This window comes from Ruegeria sp. CI5 (genome assembly GCF_056536885.1).
The window spans coordinates 150,367-167,337 of the sequence record NZ_JBQFQN010000003.1 but is presented as its reverse complement, the minus strand read 5'-3'; the positions used below and the strand labels follow the sequence as shown (position 1 = coordinate 167,337).

At 63.2% G+C, this 16,971-nt stretch carries 17 protein-coding genes; 9 read left to right on the top strand and 8 right to left on the bottom strand.

From position 1 onward, the window contains the following. Nucleotide 1: 1 nt before the first annotated feature. Together ACR0BA_RS11520 and ACR0BA_RS11515 are read right to left on the bottom strand one after the other, a co-directional pair. Nucleotides 2–1,108 carry a cystathionine gamma-lyase gene (locus ACR0BA_RS11520; protein ID WP_480728022.1) on the bottom strand — a complete coding sequence of 369 codons (1,107 nt, stop codon included), beginning with the start codon at nt 1,106–1,108 and terminating at the stop codon, nt 2–4. 3 nt (nt 1,109–1,111) lie between these two features. Then, a complete protein-coding gene (locus ACR0BA_RS11515) occupies nt 1,112–1,954 on the bottom strand; it encodes an LOG family protein (RefSeq protein ID WP_093964208.1) in 843 nt (280 codons plus the stop codon). Between the two features lie 79 nt (nt 1,955–2,033). Here ACR0BA_RS11515 and ACR0BA_RS11510 point away from each other — a divergent pair, with 79 nt between their 5' ends. The 3 genes from ACR0BA_RS11510 to dapD all read left to right on the top strand — a co-directional run bounded on the left by ACR0BA_RS11510 (nt 2,034) and on the right by dapD (nt 4,543). Then, the gene (locus ACR0BA_RS11510; protein WP_170341230.1) at nt 2,034–2,951 is read left to right on the top strand and encodes a threonine/serine dehydratase; all 918 of its coding nucleotides are present in this window, start codon (nt 2,034–2,036) and stop codon (nt 2,949–2,951) included. Nucleotides 2,952–2,996: 45 nt separating this feature from the next. After that, nucleotides 2,997–3,596 carry a GntR family transcriptional regulator gene (locus ACR0BA_RS11505; RefSeq protein WP_093964210.1) on the top strand — a complete coding sequence of 200 codons (600 nt, stop codon included), beginning with the start codon at nt 2,997–2,999 and terminating at the stop codon, nt 3,594–3,596. A gap of 119 nt (nt 3,597–3,715) precedes the next feature. Beyond that, on the top strand, nt 3,716–4,543 hold the full coding sequence (dapD, locus tag ACR0BA_RS11500; RefSeq protein WP_170364205.1) for a 2,3,4,5-tetrahydropyridine-2,6-dicarboxylate N-succinyltransferase: 828 nt from the start codon (nt 3,716–3,718) through the stop codon (nt 4,541–4,543). 72 nt (nt 4,544–4,615) lie between these two features. Here dapD and ACR0BA_RS11495 read toward each other — a convergent pair whose 3' ends face one another. Further along, entirely contained in the window at nt 4,616–5,155 is a 540-nt protein-coding gene (locus ACR0BA_RS11495; RefSeq protein WP_480728020.1) for a GFA family protein, read from the bottom strand. Between the two features lie 28 nt (nt 5,156–5,183). Between ACR0BA_RS11495 and ACR0BA_RS11490 the strand changes: the two genes are divergently transcribed. Then, a complete protein-coding gene (locus ACR0BA_RS11490; RefSeq protein ID WP_170370135.1) occupies nt 5,184–5,531 on the top strand; it encodes a hypothetical protein in 348 nt (115 codons plus the stop codon). On the opposite strand, the gene ACR0BA_RS11485 is transcribed toward ACR0BA_RS11490, so the two are convergent. Next, nucleotides 5,528–6,586: a transporter substrate-binding domain-containing protein gene (locus ACR0BA_RS11485; RefSeq protein ID WP_170406216.1), complete on the bottom strand. Its 1,059-nt coding sequence runs from the start codon at nt 6,584–6,586 to the stop codon at nt 5,528–5,530. The genes ACR0BA_RS11490 and ACR0BA_RS11485 overlap by 4 nt on opposite strands. 201 nt (nt 6,587–6,787) lie before the next feature. On the opposite strand from ACR0BA_RS11485, the gene dapE reads away from it, so the two are divergent. Then, nucleotides 6,788–7,927 carry a succinyl-diaminopimelate desuccinylase gene (gene dapE, locus ACR0BA_RS11480; protein WP_480728018.1) on the top strand — a complete coding sequence of 380 codons (1,140 nt, stop codon included), beginning with the start codon at nt 6,788–6,790 and terminating at the stop codon, nt 7,925–7,927. A 65-nt stretch (nt 7,928–7,992) separates the two neighbouring features. Next, nucleotides 7,993–10,257: a ribonuclease R gene (gene rnr / locus ACR0BA_RS11475; protein WP_480728017.1), complete on the top strand. Its 2,265-nt coding sequence runs from the start codon at nt 7,993–7,995 to the stop codon at nt 10,255–10,257. On the opposite strand, the gene ACR0BA_RS11470 is transcribed toward rnr, so the two are convergent. Both ACR0BA_RS11470 and ACR0BA_RS11465 read right to left on the bottom strand, forming a co-directional pair. Next, nucleotides 10,248–10,634: a DUF1801 domain-containing protein gene (locus tag ACR0BA_RS11470; protein ID WP_480728016.1), complete on the bottom strand. Its 387-nt coding sequence runs from the start codon at nt 10,632–10,634 to the stop codon at nt 10,248–10,250. The two genes, rnr and ACR0BA_RS11470, sit on opposite strands and share 10 nt — an antisense overlap. Beyond that, complete coding sequence (locus ACR0BA_RS11465; protein WP_170364851.1) at nt 10,631–11,329, bottom strand: glutathione S-transferase family protein; 699 nt, start codon at nt 11,327–11,329, stop codon at nt 10,631–10,633. The genes ACR0BA_RS11470 and ACR0BA_RS11465 overlap by 4 nt, the downstream gene beginning before the upstream one ends. A gap of 82 nt (nt 11,330–11,411) precedes the next feature. Here ACR0BA_RS11465 and ACR0BA_RS11460 point away from each other — a divergent pair, with 82 nt between their 5' ends. Both ACR0BA_RS11460 and ACR0BA_RS11455 read left to right on the top strand, forming a co-directional pair. Next, the gene (locus ACR0BA_RS11460) at nt 11,412–12,125 is read left to right on the top strand and encodes a helix-turn-helix transcriptional regulator (protein ID WP_170360739.1); all 714 of its coding nucleotides are present in this window, start codon (nt 11,412–11,414) and stop codon (nt 12,123–12,125) included. Nucleotides 12,126–12,190: 65 nt separating this feature from the next. Next, entirely contained in the window at nt 12,191–13,504 is a 1,314-nt protein-coding gene (locus tag ACR0BA_RS11455) for a lytic murein transglycosylase (RefSeq protein ID WP_170372951.1), read from the top strand. Nucleotides 13,505–13,555: 51 nt separating this feature from the next. Here ACR0BA_RS11455 and ACR0BA_RS11450 read toward each other — a convergent pair whose 3' ends face one another. Next, nucleotides 13,556–14,953: an aspartate aminotransferase family protein gene (locus tag ACR0BA_RS11450; protein ID WP_170433940.1), complete on the bottom strand. Its 1,398-nt coding sequence runs from the start codon at nt 14,951–14,953 to the stop codon at nt 13,556–13,558. A 75-nt stretch (nt 14,954–15,028) separates the two neighbouring features. Then, complete coding sequence (locus ACR0BA_RS11445; protein WP_480728013.1) at nt 15,029–15,712, bottom strand: GntR family transcriptional regulator; 684 nt, start codon at nt 15,710–15,712, stop codon at nt 15,029–15,031. A gap of 140 nt (nt 15,713–15,852) precedes the next feature. Here ACR0BA_RS11445 and ACR0BA_RS11440 point away from each other — a divergent pair, with 140 nt between their 5' ends. Then, the gene (locus tag ACR0BA_RS11440; protein WP_170341249.1) at nt 15,853–16,938 is read left to right on the top strand and encodes a polyamine ABC transporter substrate-binding protein; all 1,086 of its coding nucleotides are present in this window, start codon (nt 15,853–15,855) and stop codon (nt 16,936–16,938) included. Nucleotides 16,939–16,971: the final 33 nt, after the last annotated feature.

The window sequence follows — 16,971 nt, the reverse complement described above, 5'->3', positions numbered from 1 at the left end:
CTCAGGCCAGCGCATTCAGGCTGTCATTTAGGGCCTGCCACAGCTCGTCCACCGGCTCGCACCCGACCGAAAGTCGCACGAATCCGGGATCGACCTGATCCCCCCAACGCGCGCGCCGCTCGGCCGAGCTGTGCACGCCACCAAAGGACGTGGCCGGGCGCAGCAGCGGGCAGCCATTGATGAACCGTTCGGCCTGGTCTTCAGAGGCCAGCGTGATCGTCAGCAGAAAGCCGAACCGCGTGCTTTGTTTGCAGGCCAGATCATGGGACGGGTCTGAGGGCAGGCCGGGATACCGAATCTGCGTGACCGCCGGATGATCGGCCAGCCGTTCGGCCAGAACCTGCGCCGAGCTGCACATGCGATCAAACCGGACGTCCAGCGTCTCCAGCCCGCGATGCAGCAGCCAGGCCTCATGTGGGCCGGGGATCGCGCCCGAGACGCGGCGCCATTCCTCGACCCGTTCCATGATCTGGGCATCGCGGCTGGCCACGTGGCCCATCAGCAGGTCGGAATGCCCGCCCATCGCCTTGGTGTCCGAGGCGACGACGATGTCGATGCCTAGGTCCAGCGGGTGCTGTCCCAGCGGAGTCAGCGTCGTGTTGTCGGCGATGGTGATGCCACCCGCGGCGCGCACGTCGCGGGCCACCTGCGCCAGGTCGATCATGTCGAGCCCTGGGTTGGACGGGCTTTCGACGAAAACTACATCGAATCCGTCGAACCCGCCCTGCGCGAATGCGGTCGTGGGGCGCTCTTCGACCGACACGCCCAGCGGGGCGAGGAACCGGTCGGCCAGCAGGCGGGTGACATAATACCCGTCCGACGGGATCAGGATGCGCGACCCCGCCCGCACGGTGGCGAACAACGCCGCCGAAATTGCACCCATGCCGGACGGAAAGATCAGGCAGGGTGCGTCTTCGAGATGCGCCAGCACATGCTCGACCTGCGTCCAGGTCGGGTTGTCCACACGGCCATAGGTCGGGTGCCCGTCCGGCGCGCCGGGCAGGTGGAACATGCTGCTTTGGGTCAGCGGCAGCGCCACCGGTTCGCCTTTGCTCAGGGCATTGCCGCGCAGATGCAGCATCTCACCGGTCTTGGAGGTGCGCGCCATCGCTCAACGCCCCGGTATGTCGTCGCGCGGCGGGGCGGGCTCCCAGCGTTCGATGATGTCGACCGCCTCCTGCGCGGTATCGACAAAGCGGAACAGGTCCAGATCCTCTTCGGAAATGGTCCCAGCATCGGCCAGCGCTTCCCAATTGATCACCCGCTCCCAGAACTCGCGCCCGAACAGCAGGAACGGCACGCGTTCCATCCGGCCGGTCTGGATCAGGGTGAGGGACTCGAACAACTCATCCATCGTGCCGAACCCGCCGGGGAAGATGGTGATCGCGCGGGCGCGCATCAGGAAATGCATCTTGCGTATGGCGAAATAGTGGAAATTGAAGCTCAGCTCAGGGGTGACATAGGCATTGGGCGCCTGCTCGTGCGGCAGCACGATGTTCAGCCCGATCGAGCAGCCACCAGCATCCTTGGCGCCGCGATTTCCGGCCTCCATCACGCCGGGGCCACCGCCGGTGACGATGACGTTCTCGCGGCACCCGCTTTGCTTGGATTTCTCGGTCATCAGCCGGGCGAATTCGCGCGCCTCGTCATAGTATTGCGACAGACCGGCCAGCGTGGCCGTCCGGGCGCTGTCTTTTTTGGCTGGTTCCGGGATTCGCGCGCCGCCGAACATCACGATGGTCGACGTGATCTGGCGTTCGGCCATGATCATTTCGGGCTTCAGCAGTTCCAGTTGCAGACGCACGGGCCGCAGTTCCTCTCGGCACAGGAAATCGTCATCGGCAAAGGCCAGCCGGTACGAGGGCGAGCGTGTCTGCGGCGTGTCGGGGACTTCGCTTGCGGTCGAGCGGTCGGTATGCGCATCGCGGAAAGGGCTGAGGCGGTCTTCTCTCATTGCTGGGGGTTCCCTGCTTGCGTGTTTTTCAAACAGCTATAGGGTTCGCGGGCAGAGTGCCAGTCACGGAAAGACGAGAATGGATTGGAAGACTGAAATTTCGGCCGCAGCCGAACGCATCAATGGCCACGCGCAGGTGACACCGGTCATGACAAGCGACGCGCTGGGACTGGCGCAGCCGGTCGAGATGAAGCTGGAGCATTTCCAGCACACCGGTAGTTTTAAGGCGCGCGGCGCCTTCAATACCCTGCTGAGCACGGATGTGCCCGCGGCCGGAGTGGTGGCGGCATCGGGCGGGAATCACGGTGCGGCCGCGGCCTATGCGGCGCGAGCGCTGGGCCATCCGGCCAAGATCTTCGTGCCCGAGATGGCCGGTCCGTCCAAAATCGCCCTGATCGAACGGATCGGCGCCGATCTGAGCGTCGTGCCGGGTGAATATGCCAATGCCCTGTCGATGGCGCGTGAACACGAGGCCCGCACGGGCGCGATGCAGATCCATGCCTATGACGCGCCGGCAACCGTGGCCGGGCAGGGCACCTGTTTCGCCGAATGGGACAGCCAGGGCCTGCAGGCCGATACCGTATTGGTGGCGGTGGGCGGCGGTGGGCTGATCGCGGGCGCGCTGGCCTGGTTTCAGGGCGCGCGCAAGGTCGTTGCGGTCGAGCCGGCAACCTCATGTGCCTTGAACGCGGCATTGCAGGCCGGAACGCCCGTGGATGTGTCCGTTTCCGGCATAGCCGCCAACGCGCTGGGTGCGCGGCGGATCGGCGACATCTGCTTTGGGCTGGCGCAGGGGATGACGTCGGTGCTGGTCAGCGATGACGCCATCGCCGAAGCGCAGCAGCGCCTGTGGCAGGCGCACCGCATTCTGGTCGAGCCGGCGGGGGCGACGGCCCTGGCGGCTCTGACCTCGGGCGTCTACACGCCGGAACCGGGCGAACGGGTCGCGGTTCTGGTCTGCGGGGGCAATATCGCACCTGACCCTCTGACCGTCTGAATTTGCGCCTTGAGGGCCGGGCCTTGGGATTATAGATAAAATTCCATGACCGCCACGATTGCAGATTCCATCTATGACCGGCTCAGCCAGCGCATCATCACGGGCGAGCTCCCCGCGGGTGAGAAACTGCGGCAGGACCATATCGCGCGGGCGTTCGACACCAGCCATGTCCCGGTGCGCGAGGCGCTGTTGCGGCTTCAGGCGCATGGCCTGGCCCACAGCGAACCACGGCGCGGCATGCGCGTTACCGCGTTGGACCCGGCCGAGGTGCGCGAGGTGATCGAGATGCGCGTGGCCCTGGAATCGCTGGCCCTGCAACATGCGATCCAGAATTTGACACCGGCGGATCTCAAAGCGGCCGACAAGGCCCGCATCGCCTGCGACGAGGCGCAGGACATGCCCACATGGGAAACCCGGAACCGCGCCTTTCATCGGGCGATCCTGACACCCTGCGCGCGGCCGCGCCTGCTGCATACGATCGACGATCTGCATATCGCCAGCGCCCGCCATCTGTTCGCCCATTGGCGTCACCGCTGGGTCCAGCGGAAAGACACCGACCACGCCGCCATCGTGCAGGCGATGAAGCGCCGCGATACCGCCACGGCCACAGCGATTCTGGTGCGCCATATCCGCCGCGCCAGCTGAAACCGACGGGTTTTCGCGCCGGGTGGCCGCAAACGGCTCCGCCAACGTCGCATTGCGCATTGGCCCCGGCTTTCATATAGGCAACACCAACCAAACGAGAGTCAGCACGGAGTAACCCCATGTCCAACGCCCAACTGGAAACCGCCATCGAGGCCGCATGGGAGGCCCGCGACACGATCACGCCCGCCACCACCGGTGAACAGCGCGAAGCGATCGAGGACACGCTGAACGCGCTGGACAGCGGCGCGCTGCGGGTCGCCGAGAAGCAGGCCGATGGCAGCTGGCATGTGAACCAGTGGGCTAAAAAGGCGGTTTTGCTGGGCTTTCGCATCAAGGACATGGAAATCCAGTCCGGCGGCCCGCAGGGCGGCGGCTGGTGGGACAAGGTCGACAGCAAGTTCGCCGGCTGGGGTGAAAACCAGTGGCGCGCGGCCGGTTTCCGCGCGGTGCCCAACTGCGTGGTGCGCAAATCGGCCTATATTGCGCCGGGCGTTGTGCTGATGCCGTCTTTCGTGAACCTCGGCGCCTATGTGGACGAAGGCACCATGGTCGATACCTGGGCCACCGTCGGATCCTGCGCGCAGATCGGCAAGAACGTGCACCTGTCGGGCGGCGTCGGCATCGGCGGCGTGCTTGAACCCATGCAGGCCGGCCCGACCATCATCGAGGACAACTGCTTTATCGGGGCGCGCTCCGAGGTGGTCGAGGGCTGCATCATCCGCGAAGGCTCGGTTCTGGGCATGGGCGTCTATATCGGCCAGTCCACCAAGATCGTGGATCGCGAGACCGGTGAAGTGTTCTATGGCGAAGTGCCGCCCTATTCGGTGGTGGTGTCCGGTTCGATGCCGTCGAAGAACGGGATCAACCTGTACTGTGCGGTGATCGTGAAGCGGGTGGATGAAAAGACCCGCTCGAAGACCGGGATCAACGAGCTGCTGCGCGATTGATCGTAGACGTCGTTCAATGTTCCGAAGGTCGCGGCTCTGGTCCGCGGCCTTTTTCGTTCGGCAGGGTCGGACCTATCCCGCCTGGTAGTCGGCGAGATCCTCGGGCGCGTGCAGCAGGGTGCCTTCGTATTTCGGTAAATCATCGCGCAGATCCAGCCAGGGCAGCTTGCTTTGATAATTGACGTGAAAGGTTGGCGCAAAGTCTGAAGGGTCTTCCAGCGAGGTCGCGTACAGGTGCATCCCGCCTTCATAGTGGTCGGCCTCGAACCCCATCGGAGAGCCACACGTGGCGCAGAAATGACGCTGGACGCCTTTCGAACTGGCGAAAGTACGCGGTGTTGCGGCGGTCCATCGGAAATTGCGTGAGGGTACGCCCAACCACGCGACCACGGGCGCGGCGCAATTGCGGCGGCAATCGTCACAATGGCAATAGCAGCTCCAGGTCTCGGCGCCCTCAAACTCCCAGCGGGTTTCACCGCACAAGCAGCGGCCGCGTTTGGTCATGATGTCCTCCGTCGTTTTTCGCGACCAGTCTGACTGAACGGTGGGCTTGAGCGCGTCAAAAAACGACACGGCATCCGGGAACCGCGTCGAGCTGCCATGCTTGACCATCGACCGACCCCCGGCTAAGGCCCACGGCATGGAAAAGCAAAAGAAACCCTCGCGCCAGCAGGTCTATACTCTGTTGGTTCAGATTGGTCGCAAGGATGGCGACGGCCTGCCCGAAGGCGCTACCGGCGCGGCGCTTATGTGCTATGCCAGCGGAGTGGACGAGGCCGAGGCCGTGCGCGAAACCGTGGCCATTCTCAAGCAGGCCGATACGGCTCCACTGGACGTAACCGGCTATGGCACCCTGGCCGAGCGCGAGGCGCAGGGGCACGAGATCGACCCCGACGAACGCGCTCTGATGCAGAGGGCGCTTGAGGAAAACGCGGTTATTGTTGCGCAGATGACGCCCTTCTTCGGCGACAAGCCCGAAAGCGCCTAGCGGCGCGTGCCGAACCACTTGCGATAGATCTGGTCATAGGTGCCATCTTCGCGGAGGCCCAGAAGCGCCTGGTTCACATCCTCGACCAGAGGTGACCCGGTCGGGAAGACGATACCGTAATTCTCGCGCAGGAAGACGCCGCCGGTCATTGCCGCAATCTTGCGGCCTTCATGTGCGGCGAAATACGACAGGATCGGCGCGTCGAACACGACGGCATCCAGGTCCCCATCCTTGAACGCGGTCAACATGCTGTCCAGGTCTTCGTACCCGGTGAATTCGACCTCGCGCCGGTTCAGAAAACTGGCGGCGGTCGAACCCGAGATCGTCCCGACCTGCTTGCCGTACAGATCATTGACCGAGTTGATGTTGCTGGTGATCGCATCCACCGTCATGACCGAGGTGATCCTTGCGGTGAAAACCGACACGATGAACAGCGAGGATACGACCAGGATCACACCCAGAATTCGCCCGAACGGGGTCCGGGGCATCCGCTCTTCAAAGCCGCCATTGACCACCAGGTTCAACGCCCACCAGAAGGATGGGAACCAGGCCTCGTTCAGGTCGCGGTCGAAATAGGGTTGGGATCGGCGTTCGAACCCCCACATCAGCATGCCGCCACCCAGCAGGATGGCAAAGGCCAGCCCGATGGCGATGAACAGCTCGCGTGACAGCAGCGCCTGCATCAAGGACGGGCTGCGCGCCGCGTCTGATGGTACCATGATCTGAAGGCCCGCTTCGAAAATCGGTTGGCTAAAATCCATCCGGGCTTCTCGGCCTGCGGTGATCGAAATATTCGCGATCGCCATGTCGGCTTCGCGGTTCTCGACCGCTGACAGCATGTCCCCGAACGCGTCGACTCGAACGACCGTGTATTCCCAGCCCAGTTCTTCAGCCAGCGCGGCCAGCAGGTCCATTGAGAAGCCGGTGCCCTCGCCCTCATCCACATACGAGAACGGAGGACGCTCCACCGTCGTGACCGTCAGAGTTTCGGCTTGGCTGTGTTGTGCAAAGACCGCGAAGGTCAGGCAGATCAATGCGAAAAGGGCGCGCGTCATGGCTGGTTCACCTGTTTCGCGGCGCTCTAGCGCAATTTGCCATGGCGCGGCAAGGTCGTCGCGAGGTCATCGACCGGGATTTCTTTTTTGCCGTTTTTTCGGGCTGGGCGACCGGAAAACCACCGATCGGGGTTGGCATTGCGGCCAATTCGTTGAATCTGTGCGTGAACCCACATCCTGCCGACCCTGCGAGGCCCCTGAATGACCGACTCTGTCCAGTTGACCGCAGACCTGATCCGTTGCCCCTCGGTCACACCCGAGGAAGGCGGGGCGCTGATTCTGCTGGAAGATATCCTGGCGCGGGCCGGTTTCACCTGCACGCGGGTGGATCGCGGCGGTGTCTGCAACCTGTTCGCCCGGTGGGGCGACAAGGGGCATGCGCGCAGTTTCGGGTTCAACGGCCATACTGACGTGGTGCCGGTGGGCGATGAGGCCGCATGGACCCGCCCGCCGTTCGGCGCGGAAATCCATGATGGCATTCTGTACGGTCGGGGCGCGACCGACATGAAATCGGGGGTGGCGGCCTTTGTCGCGGCGGCGGTGGATTTCGTGCGCGACACCCCGCCCGACGGGGCGATCATCCTGACTATCACGGGGGATGAAGAAGGCGATGCGGTGGACGGCACCACCGCGCTGCTGGACTACATGCAGGCGCAAGACGAGCGGATGTCGGTCTGTCTGGTGGGCGAGCCGACCTGCCCCAACGAGATGGGCGAGATGATGAAGATCGGCCGCCGCGGATCGATGACCGCGTGGTTCGAGGTGACGGGCGTGCAGGGTCATTCGGCCTATCCGCATCGCGCCAGGAACCCGCTGCCGGCCTTGGCGCGGCTGATGGATCGGCTGGCCAGTCACGAACTGGATCGGGGGACGGACCATTTCGACGCTTCGACCCTGGCGGTGGTCACGATGGACACCGGCAACGCGGCCACCAACGTCATTCCCGCCCAGTGCCGTGGCGCGGTGAACATCCGGTTCAACGACCTGCATTCAGGCGCCAGCCTCAGTGACTGGCTGAAGGCGCAGGCAGCCGACGTGGCGGCCGAGTTCGGCGTGCAGATCGACACGCGGATCAAGGTCTCGGGCGAAAGCTTCGTGACCCCTCCGGGGCCGCTGTCGGAACTGGTGGCCCGCGCGGTCGAGGCCGAGACCGGCCGCCGGCCCGAGCTGTCCACCACCGGTGGCACCTCGGACGCGCGGTTCATCAAGGATCATTGCCCCGTGGTCGAGTTCGGCCTGGTCGGACGCACCATGCACCAGGTGGACGAATCCGTCCCGGTCGAGCAGATCCGGCAGCTCAAGGCGATCTATGCCCGGATCCTGGCCGACTATTTCGCCTGAGTGATTGATGCGCCCGGCCACTTTTTGGTCATGACGCGGTCGTATCGGCGTGTTAGGCGGAAATCATGAAACGCATACCGACCAAGCAGGAGATCCTCGACTGGATCTCGGCGAACCCCACGCTCACCTCGAAACGCGACATTGCCAAGGCCTTTGGCATCAAGGGCGCGGACCGGATCGACCTGAAACGGATTCTCAAAGAGCTTGAGGCCGAGGGGCATCTTGAAAAGCGCAAGCGCAGCTATCGCGACCCGGACCGCCTGCCGCCGGTCAGCGTGCTGCAGGTCAAGGCGCCGAACGCCGACGGCGACCTGTTCGCGCGGCCGCTGGAATGGCATGGCGAAGGGGTCGAGCCGATCGTGCTGATCATTTCCCGCGCCAGCGACCCGGCGCTGGGCGAGGGTGACCGGATCTTGGCCCGGCTGACCCAGGTGCATGAAGAAGACCACAATTACGAGGCCCGCCTGATCCGCCGCATCGGCGCCAATCCGCGCCGGGTCGTGGGCATTTTCCGCAAGGGCGCCGAGGGCGGTCGAATCGTGCCCATCGACAAGGCCGGATCGACCGAATGGCTGGTGGCCGAAGGCGCGGCGCTGGGCGCCAGGGATGGCGAACTGGTCGAGGCCGAGCAGGCCGGGCCAAAAAATCGTATGGGGCTGCCGCGTGCGCGTATCGTGGAACGGCTGGGCGATCCGTCCGCGCCCAAGGCGGTGTCGCTGATCGCGATCCACCAGCATGGCATCCCGGATGATTTTCCCGATGACGTGATCGCCGAGGCCGACCGGGCCAAGCCCGTCGGGCTGAAAGGGCGCGAGGATCTGCGGGACATCCCTCTGCTGACCATCGACCCGTCGGACGCGCGCGACCATGACGACGCCTGCTATGCCCATACCGATGATGATCCGAAAAACCCGGGCGGCCACGTGATCTGGGTCGCCATTGCCGATGTGGCCGCCTATGTGCGCCCCGGCAGTGCGCTGGACCGCGAGGCGCGCAAGAGGGGCAACTCGACCTATTTCCCTGACCGCGTCGTGCCGATGCTGCCCGACCGTCTGTCGGGCGATCTGTGTTCGCTGCACGAAGGCGTGCCACGCGCCTGTATCGCGGTTCGGATGCGGATCGATGCAAACGGCAACAAGATCGACCACCGCTTTGTGCGGGGGCTGATGCGCTCGGCCGCGTCACTGCATTATGCCGAGGTGCAGGAGGCCATCGACGGCACCCCCAATGACCGGACCGGCCCGCTGCTGGAGAGCGTTCTGAAGCCGCTCTATGCCGCATATGGCGCACTGAAGACGGCGCGCAACGAACGCCAGCCGCTGGACCTGGACCTGCCGGAACGCAAGATCGTGCTGAACGACAAGGGCGAGGTCGAAAGCGTGGCCTTCCGCGAGCGGCTGGACGCGCACCGGCTGATCGAGGAATTCATGATCCTGGCCAATGTGGCCGCGGCCGAGACGCTGATCGCCAAGCGCAGCCCTCTGTTGTTCCGGGTGCACGAGGAACCCGCGCCCGAAAAGCTGGAAAGCCTGCGTGAGACGGCACAGGCCGCCGGGCTGAATCTGGCCAAAGGGCAGGTGCTGCAGACCCGTCACCTGAACGCGCTGTTGAATGCCGCCGCCGGCACCGAGGATGCTGAGCTGATCAATCTCAGCACCTTGCGGTCGATGGCGCAGGCCTATTACAGCCCCGAGAACTTTGGCCATTTCGGGCTGGCGCTGCGCAACTATGCGCATTTCACCTCGCCCATCCGCCGCTACGCCGACCTGATCGTGCACCGGGCGCTGATCTCGGCCCATGGCTGGGGCAAGGACGGGCTGACCGCCGACGAGATCGAGCGGCTGGAGGAGATTGCTACCCACATCTCGGACACCGAGCGCCGCTCGATGATGGCCGAGCGCGACACGACTGACCGCTATCTGGCGGCCTATCTGAGCGAGCGCGTCGGCAACGAGTTCACCGGCCGCATCAGCGGCATCGCCCGGTTCGGGGCCTTCGTCAAACTGGACGAAACCGGGGCCGACGGGCTGGTGCCGGTGCGGTCGCTGGGGCGCGAGTTCTTTCACTTCGACGCCGAGACCGGCACCCTGATGGGGGCCGATACCGGCCTGACCATCGCCATTGGCCAGCGTGTCACAGTGCGCCTGACCGAGGCCACACCGGTGACCGGCGGGCTGGAGTTGGAGCTGCTGTCGATCGAAGATCAGGCCATGCCGCGCGGCGGCGGACGTGGGCGGCCCGGCCGTCCGACACGGCGCAAGGCGGTCAGCACCAAGCGCAAGAAGGACAAGATCAAACGCAAGGTCGAGCGCAAACGCCGTCAGCGGTGATAGGTCAACGCCCGGGCGATCAGCCATCCATGCCGGACGGGGTCGATCTGTTCGATCCCGTCGAACAGGATGGCGCGATTGCCGTCAATCCTGTCAGCGTCGGGAAAGGCCGAGGTAAACTCACCGATAAGCCGGGTCTGGCAGTGGACAAACAGGGCAAACCGGGCGGAGGTGTGTCCACCCAGCCTGATGGTTGTTCCCTTGGGACTCAGATAGGCCGGTTGGCCCCATCGCAGAGCCTCGGTCACCAAAACCGCCGGTTGAAGTTCCTGCGCGGTGGCGAAGACCAGATCGCGCAGAGCCAGAGCGCCGCTTTTGGTGTCCGCGGCGAATGCCTCGTAGGCAGACGCCACCTTGGGGTCATCGAAAGGCCTCATGGCAGGGGGATCGCCTGTTCCATCCGGTCAACATAACTGTTCAGCAGCGTATCCTGTTTGATGCGCCGGGTCAGCCGGGTATCGGCCGGAGTGGCCCGCATCGCAGCCAGCATCGGGCCGACGCTGAGGTCGGCCGAAGTGGGGTGATCGCCCAAAAGATACGGGGCCTGCCACAGATAAGCTGAGATCGCCTCGAGGTCGCGTTCGACCCGTGCCATCCGTTCGGCCTCGGAGAAGCGCCCGATCCCTTGGGACCGAAGGCCTTTCAAGACCGATTTCCGAACCGAGTTCGAGATCGGGCGTCGGACGATTCGGGGAATCTCATAGAAGAAGGTGTCGCGCAGAACTGGCCAAACCTCGTCGTTGGCCCAGCGGTCAATGACGATCTGGAAGTACAGATGTTCCTCGGCCATGCGGATCAACGCGCGGGACTGGCCCTTTTGCACATCGCTCAGGCCACGGTCGAATTCGGCGCCCTGCGCTTCCAACCAGTCGCGAATCTGGTCGCTGTCCGGCACCAGACGTTCGGGTGTGCGCAAAACCGGCAACTTGCTGTGCGGCATCTGTCGCGGATCGACCATGTCCGAACGGCGCCAGTGCAGCCCGGCCAGCTGCAGCATATAGGCGGTTTTGACGCAAAAGGGGCTGGCGCTGAAAAGTCCGAAAGCGGAAGGGTAGGTAAGAAGGGTCAACATAATAGGCTCCGAAATTGGGGTGCCGCCGGTCTATCGCGGGCTAATGACAGTTTCTGTCATTAGGTTTAGATTGAATGACATCATGTCCCGCACCGCCCGACTGTTCCAATTGATGCAGGCCTTGCGGTCTGGCCCGTCGCCCAAGACCTCGGCGCAGTTGGCGCAGGATCTGGGGGTTTCGGCACGCACCGTGCATCGCGACATCGACGCTCTGCGTGGTCTCGGTGCAGTCATTGATGGCGAGGCCGGGTTCGGGTTCACCCTGATCGAAGACGCGACACTGCCGCCGCTGGGATTCACCGATGACGAGTTGGAGGCGCTGGTTCTTGGCCTACGCGAGGTGCAACTGATCGGAGACCCGGCTCTGTCGGACGCCGCCGGTGCGGCGCTGCGCAAACTGCAGGGCCGGCTGCCACACCGCCAATCCCACCGCCTGAGCCACGCAGTGCTGACCGCCACCCGGTTCGACCGTCCTGCCGCACCCAGCATCGAAGTTGCCGACCTGCGGCAGGCGACGTGGGACGAGCGTGTGGTCGAGTTCGACTATACCGATGCGAAAGGTGACGACACCCAGCGCCGCGTGAGCCCACTGAGCATCGTGTACATGGATCATGCCAGCGTACTGCTCAGCTGGTGCCATTTGAGGCGGGATTTTCGCGTGTTTCGGTTGGACCGGATGCGCGCGATGTCCGTCACCCAGGACAGTTTCCGCCCCAACCGCGTGCCTTTGCTGCGAGAGGCGCTGGCCAAGATCCGGGCCGAGCGCGAAGCAAAAGATCAAGAGAGCCAGTCCTGAGCGCTTTGTGATTTGCGCAATCTGGGGTACCCTGTCTGCGAGCAGTAATCAGGAAAACCTGAATCATGAAATATGTGTGTGGCTTTGTGGCCGCCGCATTTTGGGCATCCATCTTGCAGGCGGAGACTTCGAATACAACCAAACGACCACAGATCAGACCGGCGCTGGATTCGATCCAGTTGGCGTCGGCCGATCTGACGGTTTCGATCCGGCCGGTGCCAAGGCCGACCACCGGCATGCACCGGGTGGTCGTCGAAGGCAACACCAGCTTCGAGACCTGGTTGAATGCCTTCCGGCACCGGGCAGTTGCGGCAGGTATCCGGCCGCAGGTCCTGGACCGGTCATTGTCAGGCCTGACCTACGACAACGACGCCATCAAGCGCGATCGCAGTCAGGCCGAGTTCTCGAAACCGATCTGGGAGTATCTGGATTCGGCCGTGTCAGACCTGCGCATCGCGAATGGGCGCAAGGCGCTGGTGCGGTACAAGGATACGCTGGACCGGATCGAAGCCCGGTACGGGGTCGAAAAAGAGGTGGTGGTCGCGGTCTGGGGGCTGGAAACATCCTACGGCACGTATCGGGGCAGCAGCCAGACAATCCGGTCGCTTGCAACGCTTGCCCATGACGGGCGGCGCGCGCAGTTTTTTGAAACACAGTTGCTCGCGGCATTGCAAATCGTGCAGGCCGGCGACATCACCTCGGACCGAATGACGGGCAGTTGGGCGGGTGCCATGGGGCACACGCAATTCATGCCGACCTCATACCTCGAGCACGCGGTTGACTTCGACGGCGACGGACGCCGCGACATCTGGTCGGACGATCCTACGGATGCGCTTGCGTCTGCTGCCGCCTACCTTGCCAAGTTCGGGTGGACCAAAGGTCAGCCATGGGCGGTCGAGGTGCGTTTGCCCAAAGGGTTCGACTATGCCAGCGCCAGTCGGGACGTTAGTTTGCTGCCTTCGGAATGGGCCGCACGCGGCGTCCGCGCCGCGAACGGCGGTGGCATCGCAGATTTCGGGCCCGCCTCGATCCTGCTGCCGGCCGGCAGCGGTGGCGTGGCCCTGATGATCTTTGACAATTTCAGCGTGATCGAGCGTTACAACGGCGCCGATGCCTATGTGATCGGCATCGGCCACCTGTCAGACCGGCTGGCCGGGCAGGGTCCGTTCCGCGCAAGCTGGCCGCGCGGCGACCGGGTGCTGAGTTTTACCGAACGCAAGGAGTTGCAGCTGCGCCTGACCCTGGCCGGGTTCGACACGCAGGCCATCGACGGGCGGATCGGTCCGAACACCATCAATGCGCTGCGGGCCTACCAAATGGCGCGAGGTCTTTTGCCGGATGGGTATGCCACCGTGCAATTGCTGGAACGGATGCGCTGAACGAAAAAGGGCGGCCCTACCGGACCGCCCGTTTGCGATTTTTTCCTGAGATCACGAGGCCGCTTTCATCAGGCCCTGGGCGATGATCTCAGCCTGCGCCTCGTCCAGCGACTTGTAAATGCGCACGAACATCTCGTCGATATCTGCCGGGGTCAGGATCAGCGGCGGCGAGATGATCATCCGGTCGCCCACATGGCGCATGATAAGGTTGTTGGCAAAGCAGCGATCGCGGCAGATGTACCCGACCGTGCCCGGATCGGAGGCGAACTTGGCCCGGCTGGCCTTGTCCGGCGTCAGCGCGATCGAGGCCATCATGCCCACAATCTTGGCTTCGCCCACCAGCGGGTGCTCGACCAGCGCCTCCCATTTCTGTTTCAGATAGGGGGCCGCGACATCGCGCACATGCTCGACGATCTTTTCTTCTTCCAGAATGCGCAGGTTTTCCAGCGCGACGGCCGCCGCGACGGGGTGGCCCGAATAGGTATAGCCGTGGTTGAACTCGGTCCCGCCGATCACCTCGGCAATCTCGTCATTGACGATCGAGCCGCCGATGGGCGCATAGCCCGAGCTGAGCCCTTTGGCGATGGTCATGATATGCGGGCGGATGTTCATGGTCTGCGAGCCGAACCAGTTGCCGGTTCGACCAAAGCCGCAGATCACCTCGTCGGCGATCAGCAGGATGTCGTACTTGTCGCAGATGCGCTGGATTTCCGGCCAGTAGGTGTCGGGCGCGACGATCACGCCGCCCGCACCCTGGACCGGCTCGGCGATGAAGGCGGCAACGCGGTCTTCGCCCAGTTCCAAGATCGCCTCTTCCAGCTCGCGTGCGCGGGCCAGACCGAACTCTTCGGGCGTCATGTCGCCGCCCTCGGCCCACCAGTTGGGCTGGTTGATGTGGTGGATGTTCGGGATCGGGATGCCGCCCTGCGCGTGCATGCCGGCCATGCCGCCCAGCGAAGCCGACCCGACGGTCGACCCGTGATAGGCGTTGTGGCGGCTGATGATGATGTTCTTGTTGGGGTGACCCTTTTCCGCCCAATAAGTGCGGACCAGACGGATGTTGGTGTCATTGGCCTCGGACCCGCCGGCGGCGAAGAAGACATGATTCAGGTCACCCGGTGCCAGTTCGGCCAGCTTGGCCGCCAGCGCGATCGCCGGGACATGGGTCGTTTTGAAGAAGGTGTTGTAGTAGGGCAGTTCGCGCATCTGGCGCGCCGCCACTTCGGCCAGTTCGTCGCGGCCATAGCCGACGTTCACGCACCACAGGCCGGCCATGGCATCCAGGATCTCTTCGCCCTCGCTGTCGGTCAGATAGACGCCCTTGGCTCGGGTGATGACGCGCGCGCCTTCCTTGCCCAGTGCGCCGTTGGCCGAAAACGGGTGAAGGTGATGCGCCGCATCCAGGGCCTGCAATTCGGCGGTCGGCATGTGGTTGGTGATGGTCGACATCGGTCTCTACTCCTGCAACAGCGGTTGCCGTCACAATATGATCAAATTTTTTCCTGTCAATCGAATCGCGCTGACCTATTCGGTCGCCAGCGCCTCGGCCATCAGTTCCATGCCCTGTTCGATATCCTGGGTCGTTGCTTTTGTGACTTTTTCAGCGTCGCTGGCGCGCAGGGCATCGATGATGTCCTTGTGCCGGTCTGGAAGGCTCTGGGTGCCGAAGCGCCCACAGACGACGCGCAAGGACGGCCCGAATCGCAGCCACAGGCGCTCGGCCAAATCCTTTAGAATCGGCGCGCCGGCGTGGTCATAGAGTTTTTCGTGGAATGCATGGTTCAGGCGAAGATAGCCGCCAACGTCCCCGTCGGCGATCGTGCGATCCAGCTGTTCGTCGATCTTTTCAAGCTGGTCGATATCCGCCGTGGTCATGTTGACTGCTGCGCGCCGGGAAAGCTCTGATTCTACGGCATTTCTGGCGAAAATCATCTGTTCGACATCTGTTGCGGTCAGCAGGGGAACGCTGACCCGCCGGTTGCCCTGAAAGATCAGCGCACCGTCCGAGATCAGGCGCCGGATAGCCTCGCGCACCGGGGTCATGCCCACGCCCAGCGAATCGGTCAGGCCCTGGATCGTGACCGGTTGCCCCGGCACCAGATCGCCGAACATGATCTGCGACTTCAGTGTCTGGTACACCTGTTCATGTGCTGGTCGTTTTTCGGTCTGGGTCACTGCAGCAGATGCCTTATTTTTGATCAAATCCAATTGGTTCACCCCGATCCCAATGCTCCCGGCTTGTCAGGTTTCTTGCCCCGTGAAACCATACGACGTATCGAGGGAAAACGCAAAACTTGATCAAATCCAAAAAAACGGGAAAATGCCCGTACACTTGCAGGGAGAAGAAAATGAAAATCAAAACGCTGACGATGACGGCAATTGTCGCATTGGGGACGTCGGCCGCTGTTGCGGAAGAGGTGCGCGTATACAACTGGTCGGACTACATCGACGAGGAGTTGCTGAGCAAATTCCAGGAAGAGACGGGTCTGACCCTGATCTACGACGTGTTCGACAGCAACGAGGTTCTGGAAACCAAGATGCTGGCCGGAGGATCCGGTTACGATGTGGTGGTGCCGTCGGGCACCTTCCTTCAGCGCCAGATCCAGGCTGGAGCCTTCCAGAAACTGGACATGTCCAAGCTGCCCAATGCAGTTAACCTCTGGGATGTGATCCAGGAACGTACGGCCGGATATGACCCGGACAACGCCTATTCGATCAACTACATGTGGGGCACCACGGGGCTGGGCGTGAATGTCGACAAGGTCAAGGAAGTGCTGGGCGACGATGCGCCCTTGAACAGCATGGACCTCGTGCTGAAGCCCGAGAACATGGAAAAGCTGGCCTCATGCGGCGTCCATTTCCTGGACGCGCCGTCCGAGATCATTCCCATGGTACTCCAGTACATTGGCGAAGATCCGGACAGCCATGACACCGACGTGATCGCCAAGACCGAAGAAGTGCTAATGGGCGTGCGTCCCTACATCCAGAAGTTCCACAGCTCGGAATACATCAATGCGCTGGCCAATGGCGACATCTGCGTGGCCGTGGGCTGGTCGGGCGACATTCTGCAGGCCCGCGATCGGGCGGATGAGGCCGACAACGGTGTGACCATCGAATACCATCCGTTTGCCGAAGGCTCGCTGATGTGGTTCGACCAGATGGCCATTCCGGTGGATGCACCCAACCCGGACGGCGCGCATAAATTCCTGAACTTCATCCTGGATGCCAACAACATGGCGGCGGCGTCGAACTACGTCTACTACGCCAACGGCAACAAGGCGTCGCAGGAGTTTCTGGAAGAAGACGTGATCGGCGATCCGGCGATCTATCCGGATGATGCCACGATGCAGAACCTCTACATCACCACGCCTTACCCGGCCAAAACGCAGCGGGTGGTAACCCGTCTGTGGACCAAGATCAAATCGGGCACCTGATCCGAAATGATTGCGCAAGGCAGAATGGTTCTG

Coding starts and splice junctions, on each gene's coding strand:
- ACR0BA_RS11510 (WP_170341230.1), top strand. CDS start 2,034: ATGGATTGGAAGACTGAAATTTCGGCCGCAGCCGAACGCATCAATGGC.
- rnr (WP_480728017.1), top strand. CDS start 7,993: ATGAAACGCATACCGACCAAGCAGGAGATCCTCGACTGGATCTCGGCG.
- ACR0BA_RS11440 (WP_170341249.1), top strand. CDS start 15,853: ATGAAAATCAAAACGCTGACGATGACGGCAATTGTCGCATTGGGGACG.
- dapE (WP_480728018.1), top strand. CDS start 6,788: ATGACCGACTCTGTCCAGTTGACCGCAGACCTGATCCGTTGCCCCTCG.
- ACR0BA_RS11520 (WP_480728022.1), bottom strand. CDS start 1,108: ATGGCGCGCACCTCCAAGACCGGTGAGATGCTGCATCTGCGCGGCAAT.
- ACR0BA_RS11490 (WP_170370135.1), top strand. CDS start 5,184: ATGGAAAAGCAAAAGAAACCCTCGCGCCAGCAGGTCTATACTCTGTTG.
- ACR0BA_RS11485 (WP_170406216.1), bottom strand. CDS start 6,586: ATGACGCGCGCCCTTTTCGCATTGATCTGCCTGACCTTCGCGGTCTTT.
- ACR0BA_RS11505 (WP_093964210.1), top strand. CDS start 2,997: ATGACCGCCACGATTGCAGATTCCATCTATGACCGGCTCAGCCAGCGC.
- ACR0BA_RS11495 (WP_480728020.1), bottom strand. CDS start 5,155: ATGGTCAAGCATGGCAGCTCGACGCGGTTCCCGGATGCCGTGTCGTTT.
- dapD (WP_170364205.1), top strand. CDS start 3,716: ATGTCCAACGCCCAACTGGAAACCGCCATCGAGGCCGCATGGGAGGCC.
- ACR0BA_RS11450 (WP_170433940.1), bottom strand. CDS start 14,953: ATGTCGACCATCACCAACCACATGCCGACCGCCGAATTGCAGGCCCTG.
- ACR0BA_RS11465 (WP_170364851.1), bottom strand. CDS start 11,329: ATGTTGACCCTTCTTACCTACCCTTCCGCTTTCGGACTTTTCAGCGCC.
- ACR0BA_RS11460 (WP_170360739.1), top strand. CDS start 11,412: ATGTCCCGCACCGCCCGACTGTTCCAATTGATGCAGGCCTTGCGGTCT.
- ACR0BA_RS11470 (WP_480728016.1), bottom strand. CDS start 10,634: ATGAGGCCTTTCGATGACCCCAAGGTGGCGTCTGCCTACGAGGCATTC.
- ACR0BA_RS11515 (WP_093964208.1), bottom strand. CDS start 1,954: ATGAGAGAAGACCGCCTCAGCCCTTTCCGCGATGCGCATACCGACCGC.
- ACR0BA_RS11455 (WP_170372951.1), top strand. CDS start 12,191: ATGAAATATGTGTGTGGCTTTGTGGCCGCCGCATTTTGGGCATCCATC.